The 11516-nt window shown below is 46.5% G+C and carries 7 protein-coding genes; 6 read left to right on the top strand and 1 reads right to left on the bottom strand.

Going from position 1 to position 11516, the window contains the following annotated elements; genetic code table 11:
* The 3 genes from H579_RS0116870 to H579_RS0116855 form a co-directional block, all read left to right on the top strand.
* Nucleotides 1-290 (top strand): IS3 family transposase (locus tag H579_RS0116870; protein ID WP_028300530.1); only part of this gene is annotated, 290 nt, incomplete at its 5' end.
* Between the two features lie 19 nt (nt 291-309).
* A complete protein-coding gene (locus H579_RS29495; RefSeq protein WP_051227758.1) occupies nt 310-987 on the top strand; it encodes a hypothetical protein in 678 nt (225 codons plus the stop codon).
* A 341-nt stretch (nt 988-1328) separates the two neighbouring features.
* Nucleotides 1329-1559 carry a hypothetical protein gene (locus H579_RS0116855; protein WP_028301666.1) on the top strand — a complete coding sequence of 77 codons (231 nt, stop codon included), beginning with the start codon at nt 1329-1331 and terminating at the stop codon, nt 1557-1559.
* 164 nt (nt 1560-1723) lie between these two features.
* Here the strand turns inward: H579_RS0116855 and H579_RS0116850 are convergent, their stop codons facing one another.
* Nucleotides 1724-4636 (bottom strand): coiled-coil domain-containing protein, encoded by a 2913-nt coding sequence (locus tag H579_RS0116850; RefSeq protein WP_028301665.1) that lies wholly within the window; start codon nt 4634-4636, stop codon nt 1724-1726.
* Between the two features lie 814 nt (nt 4637-5450).
* Here H579_RS0116850 and H579_RS0116845 point away from each other — a divergent pair.
* The 3 genes from H579_RS0116845 to H579_RS0116835 are packed head-to-tail and all read left to right on the top strand — an operon-like array spanning nt 5451 to nt 11280.
* Nucleotides 5451-6956, top strand: coding sequence for a DUF3375 domain-containing protein (locus tag H579_RS0116845; RefSeq protein WP_028301664.1), 1506 nt, complete (start codon nt 5451-5453; stop codon nt 6954-6956).
* Nucleotides 6953-7963 (top strand): DUF4194 domain-containing protein, encoded by a 1011-nt coding sequence (locus H579_RS26135; RefSeq protein WP_051227756.1) that lies wholly within the window; start codon nt 6953-6955, stop codon nt 7961-7963. The genes H579_RS0116845 and H579_RS26135 overlap by 4 nt, the downstream gene beginning before the upstream one ends.
* The gene (locus H579_RS0116835) at nt 7960-11280 is read left to right on the top strand and encodes an ATP-binding protein (protein ID WP_051227754.1); all 3321 of its coding nucleotides are present in this window, start codon (nt 7960-7962) and stop codon (nt 11278-11280) included. The genes H579_RS26135 and H579_RS0116835 overlap by 4 nt, the downstream gene beginning before the upstream one ends.
* Nucleotides 11281-11516 lie beyond the last annotated feature (236 nt).

Below are 11516 nucleotides of genomic sequence, written 5' to 3'. Positions count from 1 at the left end.
CACAGTATGCCAGTCATGCGTACCGAAGGCTGATAGATAAGAATGGTTTTACAGGCAGTATGAGTCGTAAGGGGAACTGCTGGGATAATGCTGTTGCTGAGAGTTTCTTCGGCACATTGAAGCAGGAGCGGGTACAGTGGTGTCATTATCAAACCCGGCAAGAAGCCATAGCGGATATACGGGAGTATATCGTAATGTATTACAACGAAAAGCGACTTCACTCATATCTGGGTTATATGAGCCCTAATGACTGTGAACGGGAATTTTATCGACTACAGGAAGTCGCTTAACTGGACTGGTAGTATTTGCTTGACCACGTCAGAGTGCAGTTGTCAGGCTGAAGTGGATAAGGTGCATGAGATTGTCGAAAAGTGGCGGGAGCGGTTGGCAGATATCAGCTGGTTTATGCGTTGTCTGAATGAGTATATCGCTCGTAAAGCCAATGAAGAGGATGGTTGCAGCGGGCGTTTCTGGGAGGGCCGTTTTAAAAGTCAGGCGTTGCTGGATGAGCAGGGTTTGCTGACCTGTATGGCTTATGTGGATCTCAACCCAGTTCGTGCGGCTATAGCCGATTGCCCGGAACAGTCTGATTTCACTTCGATTCAGCAACGGATCAGTGAGTACGCTGAGCAGCAAAAAAATGCGACTGATTCAACGGCATCAACAACACCCCGTTTAAAGCCGTTTTCAGTCAGACAAAAAGACAGTCATTGCTCGATTGCTTTTGATTATGCGGATTATCTTGAGTTGCTAGATTGGACAGGGCGCTGCTGTCGTGAGGATAAACGGGGTCATATTCCTGCGCATTTGCCGCCGATACTGCAACGGCTTCATATTGATCAGAATGCCTGGCTGAGAGCGATGCAGCCTGAAGGTTTGCGACGTAGTCGGGCGATGGGGCATTTTGAGCGGTTGAAGACATTTGCCAGAGATAAGGGCTCGGCTTGGATCTCTTCGGGGAATCAGTTTAAGGCTTTGTTTGCTTGAACATGTCAAAGATCTACAAGAGTGGCATCGGGTATACTCAGAATTTACAGGTCAGCTGTTGAGCAGTGATCAGCATGAAAAAGTAAACACAGAAACACAGGACAGCCATAGAATAATCCTTGAGAATCAAGGGGTAAGCAATATATTTGCCAGATATTCCCATAACCCGCTGGTGAAGATATGCCTTATAGATGTTACATTACCGGATCAAACATGGGTTGATAGTGATAACCCAGAATCATTCAAGTCGTCGGCAGTTAACGTGGTTAAGCAGCTGTTCCTTAGGGGGTTAGGCCTTGCTGATCTCGGTCTCTGTTGGCAAGTGTTAAGTGAAAAGTAGTATGAGTATTGAAGACAACGCAGATGCATGGGTTGATGCATGGTTCGATCTGAATTTCTTAGTCGATGAGCAAAAAGTCACTGACATTCTATTGCCTAATGGCTCAGAAGTGACATTGAACGATGCCAAAAAGTGGTTGCAGGAAACAATGGTTGCTTCTTCCAGCGTATCTTTTTCCATTGAAATGCATAATGGCAAGCAGGTTGTTTTAGTAAAGCAAGGCGATTCGTAGTCTGCAGTGATCCGGCCGTTGGATGCGACTCTCTCTCGGAAAGGGCGTTTGAGTAAAGCCTATACTTCGCCTTGTGTCCGGTGCTGCAGTTGAAATCTTGAAAATAGGTTAATAAATGTTCTGTGTGCCAGCCCTATCAACGATAGGGCTGGTTTGTAGCGTGTTTAGTTATACACGATGCTGCTCAGGAATTGATTAATAGTCTCGGAAAACTCTTCTTTCTTCTCTTGAGTCTTAGCATATTCCAGGGATTCATCTTTAGGCACAACTTGCTGAAACCAGCCAATGATCATTGGGTTTGGCAGGGAAATAGTTTCAAAATATCGCTTGCTATCACCCTCACCTTCTTCATGGCGTGATTGTTGTGATGACTCGTTATGTTTTGATGAGAACCAATGATCTCTTCTTGAAGATGAATTGGATGATGATGATGATTGTTTATCTGTTTTAAATGCTTCAGAGCTGGATTTTATAATCTCAACATCTTTGACAATCAGGAAGCTGGTCGGGTAGTGAGTAAACTTGCCTGTGGAGACTACTTTTCCATGTTTTAAAAAATTACTGTATTCATCGCCGGTCGCTGATTTTAGATTAGGATCGACGTGGAACATGCCCTCTGTCAGTCTCAGAATATCAACACCAAACCAGCCTCCGCGCTCAATGTTTACTTTGGTTGCCCGAAGTTTTAGTGTGATCTTCATTTGTTTGTTTTTAACCGTTGAGCTTGTGGAAGCACTGGACTGATTATAAGAAGAACTTCCCGATGAGAACCAATAATCGTGGCTTTTACCACCTGAGCTTGCTTGTGATCCCTGCCTCATAATATGACTGGAATTTTCACAATCAATCTCAACTATGATTGTCTGGTAATAATCATCTTTTTCCTCAGATGGCTTACCCACACCTAACCGTTTAGCCAGCGAGATAACCTTTGATGTCATCTCATGCTCTTTTTTGGCCATCATGTCGGATTCTAATTGGTTTTGAGCGCGTTGCTCAATACCTTTCCTGCTTTCTTCCAGACTGTTTTTTACGTTGCCTGCTTTATTGATTTCCTCTTGGTTAACTCCATCTTTAATAATGGAGTTTAAGCTTTTTTCGATTTGATCTTTATTTAAATTACTGTCTTTGGCGATACTGGTGAAGTTGACTTCTTCTAAGATAGATACGTCTACTTTGATTTTTTCAAGTTCTTGTTTTAAATCGTCCTGACCGATGTTTTTAATGGTTTCTTCTATCTTTGTATAGATTTCGTATATACTGTCTTCTGATATTTTTTGATTGCTGGTTTTATTGCTTTTTGTGTTTATATCATCGTTGATATATTTTTTCCAGGCACTTTCTGAGTCTTTATTTTTTTCGATATTTGCTGAAGCGTCATTATCTATTGGATATTCGAATGATGTTGAATTTATTAAGCACGTTCCTAAGTCTGATATATCGCTTTTTGCCTGAGTAAGCCATTTATCCTGTTCACTTTTTATTTTCTTAGTGAGCAGGTCCTTGTAACCAGTAGAGCTGGTATCAATGGCTGCTTCTCTGTTTTGATCGAGCTCTCTTAGTGATTTGATCTCTTTTAAAATTTCATCATTGGTGCCATCTTCACCGGCAGACCGTTCCTGGGCTGCATAATATACATCGCTTTTTAGTTGCTCCAGAGAAGAGGGGTAGAGCGCATCTTCACTTTCAAGTACCTTGAGCTCTTCTGTGAGTTGATTAATCTGGTGTTGCAGCATTTTGATTTGAGCGGTGTAATCAGAGCTTTTAGCCATAGCGAGTTTAGACTTTAACTCAACGGACTCCTGACGGGCCCGATCAAGCTTAACAAAGGTTTCTAATGCCCCTTTGGTTTGTTCGCTGATTTTCTCAATATGACTAATCTCTTGTGTATCAGTCGTTCGGGCTTTTTTCTGTGCCAGTTTGCTGACTTGTGAAGTAAAGGCTGCTGAAGAGCCACCTGTGTAGGCTGCCATTGCAAATTCAGCTGTTTTCGACAACGCTTCTTGTGCAAACTGAACAGCTGTAACAAGCCTCTCCTGAAAGAGCTTTCTAACCTCAATGTAAGCACTATCAATTTCCTTGTTCAGGCTTTTGATTTCCTGCTCAAGACTCGCTTGTTTTTCCTCACTAATGCTCAGGTTTTGCAGTGAGCTCAGCTGTTGTCGTGCATTATTCAGCTCATTTCCTTTTGATAAAATCAGGTTTTCCCTATAGCTTGCGTTGGTCACAACATCAATAGGCGATGGTGACATGGTTAGGGATTCGAACCAGTTAGATGGGGAGAAATTTACCGTATATACATCACCTCCACCAATAACGGAGCGTTTAACGTTGGAGCGTAAATCTCTCTTGATCTCGTTTAAACGTTGACCAAGACTGGGGATATCCAGGAAGCTGATAGCCGAATTAACCTCATGAAGGTTACCCCTAACGACAGCATCATTGTAAAACGTGCTTAAGATTTCCTCTTTCGTAGCGGCAACGGTTGAAAGCCAATCAGCAAAATCAACGCCTGCGTCTCTGGAATTATCTGCTTGCCTAGCGTCTTTTTTCTTTTCGTTGACCTGTTCATTAAAGGCTTGCCGTTTGTACAGATATGTACGATAAAGTCTGGCTGAGTACTCCATGCGAGTGCCATCAAAGTCAGTTTGAACAAAGGTGTCACTGGCTTCATCGTAATCAAGTACTGTGCCTTTAATTGGTTTTAGAAGCCAGCCTTTAAGCTTCCCTTTCTCTTCGGCCAGTCGTGCGGCGTAATGCAGCCGGGGGATGTAGTTATTCAGGACGGATTTATATAGATTTGAAACACGTTCACCGGTAGAGCCCTGAACGATAGGTGCCAGGTCGATAATATTATCTGATAAATTAAATTCAGCTTCTGCCACTGTTTGGGGTTTGAATAATACGCCAGTATGGTCTTCTATCGTGTAGGCATAGTCGCGGGCATTGAGGCTACGGGGAGGGTATTCCATGGAGAATACCTGGCTACCCTGGCCGAACAGGCGGTTGAGTTGCTCATATAGTTTGATAACAACTGAGTCTTCAATGTTTTTCATTGTTAGTTCTGGAACAGGCATATATAAATCCTTTTGGATTGCTGTGAATTAAAGTGATCCATCATTGCAGCATATAACCTGGCCCAAACCTGACTCTGATCATCTAAGTATTGAGGTATGTTGTATACTGAAATAAAAGAGAATTATCTATTTTTGATAGCTAAACACCCGATTCTCTATATACTGCCCGAAAATTCTATTACGCGTCATTACATGTCATTACAAGCCTGGTTGGTATGCTGGTTACCATCACTTTTGAAAGGTTTGTCAGGGATCTAAACACCGAAACACTAGCACTGACAGGCCATTAAACGTAATTTTTCGGCTCCTAGACGTTAGGTGTGGATTCCAGTTTGAGAGTTGTAGCAGAAGAAGTACTTTTTCATACCTGAATGATGCTGTCATCAGGGAAGAAGGCAACAACCGGCATTATACTTCGACACAACCGTGATAAACCTCGAAGGATTAGGTGCAGCTGATAAATCAGACAGCAGAGCTTGGCTGCACTTAATCCGCTCTAATGAGGCTGGCACTGCTGTCGTCCCGCTTAACCCTATCCTTCACATCAAGCCTGATCGATATGATCAAACAAGAAGATTGGACGTGCGTGAAAGTGCCGCTGAAACAGCTGATTTTCTATCAACGGACAGGCTCTTGCTCGCGTATCATAATGTTATTTAATGAATTTATCCCTTACGGGAGGTAGATTAAGTTGCATTTCGTCCGTTGATGAAATATTAATAGCCATCTAATATTGTTAGCTGTATATATGTCCATGTATGACATCTTTGTTGTTTAATGGACATCATTGTAAAAGTTTTTCGGTGAGGTGGTTTTGGAATCTGATAATAAGCGGAGAATGCAGGGCTATATCAGCCTGAGGAGAGAGCATCCTGCCTGGCAGTTGCTGGCCTCCAATACTGCCCCTAGCGTATTAAGTGCCCTGCAAGGGCTGTTTGAAGAGCGCCATGATGGCATAGAGCTGGAGTTTGCCATTGCCACCTTATCGGATGTGCTGCAGGCTCAGTCTCATGCCAGTGATTTTGAGATAGAAGGCAGTGATTATACCTCGGAAGCCAATAAAGAGCTGCGTCAGTGGATTCGCAAAGGTCTGGTGGTTGAGCGGGAAGGTCGCGTTATTGCCACTGATGCGTTACAGAAAGCGTTTGATTTTGTTGATGGCCTGAGTAATCAGTTGATGACGTCAACAGCATCCCGTTTGTCTACGGTACAGCGCGAAATTGAAAACGTGGATGCCTATCTCAACCCTAACTCTGAAAGCCGGGTGCGTCATATTGAGCGCAAGATCCGCGAACTTGAAGATGAGCTGGAAGCGGTCAAAGCCGGTCACTTCGATGTGCTGGAAGGGGAAGAAGCGGTTGAGAGTATCCGCGATATCTATCACCTGGCCATTAGCCTGAAGTCGGATTTCCGTCGGGTGGAAGATTCCTACCGTGAAGCGGACCGTAAACTGCGTGAATCCATTATCAGTGAACGTAAAAATCGGGGTGATATCGTCGATAAGCTGTTGGACAGTCATGATCAGTTGCTGGATACCCCCGAAGGCCGTGTTTTTCATAACTTCCATCAACAGCTGAATCGGACCATTGAGCTGGAGGATATGAGCGAGCGGTTGAAGACCATTCTGAGCCACCCCGAAGCCCGTACCGCGCTGGAACCCCATCAACAGCAGGAACTGCGCTGGCTGAAAACCCAGCTGGTTGACGAATCTGAAGCGGTGATTAAGGCCCGTGCCCGCAGTGAGCGCGATGTAAAAGGCTTTCTGGTGGCAGGCTTGGCAGCAGAGCATCATCGAGTGGGGCAGCTACTGCAGGAGATTCTCAGTGTGGCAGTGGATATCGATTGGTCCAGTCAGGCTGAGCGTCGCGCCGACAGTCCTATTCCGCCGGTGGGGGTGTCCGTTTCCAACCTGCCGGTGATCGAGCGTATCCGAATCAAAGAGCTTGAAGATGAAGAGGTTCACGAGCTGGATCTGAGTGACCAGTACGCCAATCTGGATGATCTGGACCCGGACTTCTGGTCCTCCTTTGATAGTCTGGATCGTCAGGGGTTACTGGATGACACCAAAACCTATCTCAATGCTCAGTCCAGTGCGGTGCCGATATCGGCGCTGGCCGAGCATTTCTCTCCCGAACATGACCTTGAAGCGATTGCACTTTGGATCAGTGTGGCGAGAGAAGCTGGAGTGCCGATCCCGGAAGAGCGTGAGTCATTTAATATGGCTGCCGGTGATGGCAAATATTTTAAGTACAGCGTGCCAAAAGTGATGTTTAGTGCCGCAGCGATACAACATGTCAATATTGAGGATCTTGAAGGATGAGCAGTGTATTTGATCGGCTCACAGAGCCAAAAGAGATGGCTGATAGCCACCAGGATAACGATGCCATCCCAAGTGAATCTGTGGTTGTTGACTCCCACATAACGGCCTCTCCTGCTGAAGAAACCCAAAGCCAAGATGCTCAAAGAGAGACGATTCAAGGCGAAGATTCTCAGGATGAAGAGCTTCAGGCTACCGCTTTACCAACAGCGGCTGCACCGGGTTCCAGCTCAGTTGCTGTTCAATATACCGCCCGTGATATTAAAGAGGTCAGCCAGGAGCTGCTGCGCTATGGCCTGCTGGATGCGGAGTCCAAGCTTAAGCTGTATCAAACCGCAGTCACTCATCATAAGGCGATCAAGGATATTCTTGAGCCGTTTGATCTGACGTTGAGAATCGATGATGTCCGTGGCTTGGCCTATGTTGTGGTCTCCGAAGGTATTGCTACCGACGGTGATGATGAATGGTCCCACCCACTGATCCGTAAGCAGCGCCTGAATATGGAGCAATCCCTGCTGTTGGCGATCTTACGCGAGCTGTATGTGGCCCATGAGTTGGAGCATGGTGTCGGTAGCACCAATGCGGTTATTCCGGTTGAAGAGTTAACCCCCCGTTTGCGTATCTATCTGGGGGAGATGGGCAGTGACAGCGCGGAAGAGAAACGTACCCGCAATCTGTTGGAAAAGCTGAAAAGTCACGGCGTCGTTAGTGAAGTGGATAAATACAATCAGGTCACGGTTCGCCCCATCATTACCCACTTGGCGAACCCGGAAAACCTGTCTCGTCTGTTAGATTTGATGAAGAAAAAAGCGGGTTTAGCGGTAGAAGAGCCAGTAGAAACAGTTGAAGAGGGAGCAGCGGAAGAAACCGGTTTAGATCAAGCTCAATTGACTCACTCAGAGCAATCTCCGGTAGCAGCAAATAACGAAACTCAGGATCAAGGGATAACAGATCCCGACATTGATATTAATAGCGATATACAAAAGACAGAAGTGGAGGTTAATCCATGACAGATTCAGTAGAAGTTCAACTTAAGGATCTGTTACCGGATACCTACTCCCTATCAGCGATCAATGTCTATAACTGGGGGCCGTTTAACCGCCGACATTGTGCGGAGATTGATCCTAGCGGAACCGCGATTATTGGCCCGACCGGTAGTGGTAAAACCACCTTGGTGGATGCCTTTATGACCCTGATCTGTCCGAAGCCAAAATACAATCTGGCATCGACCGGTGGTCATGAGAGTGACCGGGATCTGATGTCCTACGTACGGGGTGTCTCCGGTGCCGGTAATGCCAGTGGTGGTACGGATCATATTGCCCGTCCTGCGAAGACAATCACCGCTATTGAGGCTTGTTTTACGAATGGGAGCGGCTCTGGTGAGGGGAGCCTGGTCAAAATTTCGGCTTTGCTGTGGATAGATAGCAGCAGTAATTCACTATCAGACCTGAAACGTGCCTGGATTTTCTCCGATAATACTCAATACGGTATTGATGATTATCTGGAAGTGCAGAAAGAGGGCGGTATGCGTGCTCTGAAGCAGTTGGCAAAAGATACACCGGGGCTGCGTATTACTGACAGTAAGAATACCTACCTGGCTATACTGCGTCGTTTTTTTGATGTAGGCGATAACGCTTTCACGCTGCTAAACCGTGCTGCGGGTCTGAAACAGATCAACAGTATTGATGATCTGTTTCGGGACCTGGTGCTGGATGACTGTTCTGCTTTTGGCCGTGCCGCTGAAGTGGCTGCGGAGTTTGATGATCTGGCTACCATTTATGCGGAGCTGGAAACCGCCCGTCAGCAACAGGCCAGTTTAGAACCGATTGCTGTAGAGTACGAAAAACTGAATCAGTACCTGGACAAGCTGGACGAATTAAACAAGCTAAAAGAGATACTGCCGGTTTGGTTTGCGACACATGCCTATCAGCTTTGGGATGCTAAAGAGCGTGAACTGACGCTGCATCAGGCCAGCTGTGAAGAGAAGTGTCAGCATATCAAGCGTATCGTCGAACAGGCGGAAGATAATGTCGATACCCTGCGCGATATCTATATGGAGAGCGGCGGTGCCTCTATTGAGAATATTGAGAAGCAGATCAAAGACAAAGAGATGCAGCTGGCGCGTTTTAGCAAAAAGGTGGATGGTTATATCCAGTTAGCCAGTGCGCTGGGTTTTGACGCCCAGGTTAACCACGAAACCTTTAGTCAGAATCGCTTAAAAGCGGCATCCCGTTCCGATGAGTATGAAGTCAATATCGAAGAAAAGCGGGAAGAGGTCTTTAGTTATGGTGCGCAGAGTCGCAACCATAAAGACCGGCTGGAAGAACTGGAAGGTGAGTTGAGAAAAGCCTCTGGCAGCCAATCCAACATCCCGAGCGCTTACCTGGAGTTCCAGCGTGAACTGGCTGCTGAGCTGGACCTGGATGTCAGTATGCTACCCTTTGTTGCGGAACTGATCGAAGTACAGGCGGAAGAGAGCAGCTGGCGCGGTGCGATTGAGCGTGCCATTGGCGGCCATAGAACCCGTTTATTGGTTCCTGTTCATGCCATGCGTCAGGCGTTGGCGTGGGTGAATAATCGTCATAACCGACTCAATGTAAAACTATTGCGGGTAGAGAACGAATATCCTCACGCCCATTTCTTTAATGATGGCTTTACCCGCAAACTGAACTTTAAAAATCATCCGTATCGGGAAGCGGTAAAAAATCTGCTTGCTGGTATCGACCGTCACTGTGTCAATAACCCGGATGATCTGCAACATACACCCAAGGGCATGACGCGACAGGGCTTGATGTCGGGTCGCAACGGTTATTTTGATAAGCAGGATGGCAGCCGTCTCGATCAAAACTGGATGACAGGTTTCGATAACAAAGACCGGGTCTCAATGATCGCCCTGGAGCGCCAAAACGCTTTAGAGGCGTATCAAAGCAGTGAAAGCCAGGTTAAAAAGAGCAAAGCCGAACTGGCTCAACTGGAGCGCGAACGCAAGTTAGTGGATCAGTTTATCGAAATTGACTACGAAGATATCGATTCACCGGGTTTGCAGGACAGCATCAATAGCCTGAAAGAGCAGCTGGAAACGATTAAGGACCCGAACTCTGATGCTTCACAGGCGGGTGAGAAGTGGGAGCAGGCCAGAGATGAGTTGCAACGTTTGCGTGAGCAGCAAAGAGCCTATGATGCGGATCTGGTTGTTGCGGGTAAGGAAGTCAGCGATGCTCAGGCTAAAAAAGCGTTGGCTTTTACCGAGATCGGTGAGGGCCTGAATGATGAGGCGTTCACATTAGGTAATGCCCACTTTAAAGCTCCGAATCTGGATAATCTGGTCAACTACGAAAGAGCGGAAAATCGGGAGCTTGAAGGTTTATTGGCTGAATGTGCCAAATATATCTCCTCCTGTCGTTTTAATCTGGGTAAACAGATGACCAACGCCCGTAAACTGGATACGGGGGCATTAGCTGAGGCGGGGACTGAGCTGGAAGATGTGTCTCAATATCTGGCTCAGCTGAAAATCTTAAATGATGAGGCGTTGCCTGCCAAACAAGCGCGCTTTATTGACTACCTCAACCAAAGCTCTGATCAGGGTGTCAACCAACTGCTGATGAGCATTGAGAATGAAGTTGAGAAGATCAAATACCGTATTGAAGAGCTGAACGACACCATGCGCCGGGTGGATTATCAGAACGGACGCTATATCCGTCTGGAACCGAAACGTGTGGTGCATGAAAGCCTGAATACCTTAAGAAAAGCCCAGCAACACCTGCGCTATGCGGCCACAGTGGATGATGGCGGTGAAACACATTACAAGGCGCTGCAGACGGTAGTCGATCAGTTACGCGATGCCAGCGAACGTAAAAAGACCAAGGGTGCCCAGGCCCTGCTTGACCCTCGTTTCCGTATGCAGTTCTCTGTAGCGGTGGTGGATCGGAAAACAGGCGAGACGATTGAGTCCAGAACTGGCTCTCAAGGGGGCTCAGGTGGTGAGAAAGAGATTATCGCCAGTTATATTCTGACGGCATCCTTAAGCTATGCTCTGTGTCCTGATGGTTCTCCGACACCACTATTTGGCACCGTGGTATTGGATGAAGCCTTCTCCAGAAGTTCTCAGGCGGTCGCCGGTCGTATTATTGCGGCGCTACGGGAGTTTGGCCTGCATCCACTGTTTATTACGCCAAATAAAGAGATCAAGCTGCTGCGCTCCCATACCCGTTCAGCGGTGTTGATCCACAACCGGGGCATGAACTCCACCATGACCAGCCTAAGCTGGGAAGAGCTGGAGCAGCAGGCCCAGAAGCAAAGGGTTAGAACGATTGAGGGTGCGGCGTAATCTATATTCGGTTGATTGAATCAGTTATGGACAGAGCATGGTTAGCTCCATCTGGAGCTAACCACAGGGTATTGATACTAAAAGTAGTCATGAACTGGCTTTTTATGTGCCAATACACAATTTTTCGACATTAATCCCCGTATCCTCTCTGGCTGGAGAGGATAGAAATATTTATGTTAGCGTACTTGACATGATCAAACACTGCTATTGTTAAATCTCTATTGCCATCACTTATG

Source organism: Oceanospirillum beijerinckii DSM 7166 (assembly GCF_000422425.1).
Classification (GTDB): domain Bacteria; phylum Pseudomonadota; class Gammaproteobacteria; order Pseudomonadales; family Halomonadaceae; genus Oceanospirillum; species Oceanospirillum beijerinckii.
Note: the sequence above shows the minus strand (reverse complement) of the source record. Positions and strands in the feature narration are given on the sequence as shown.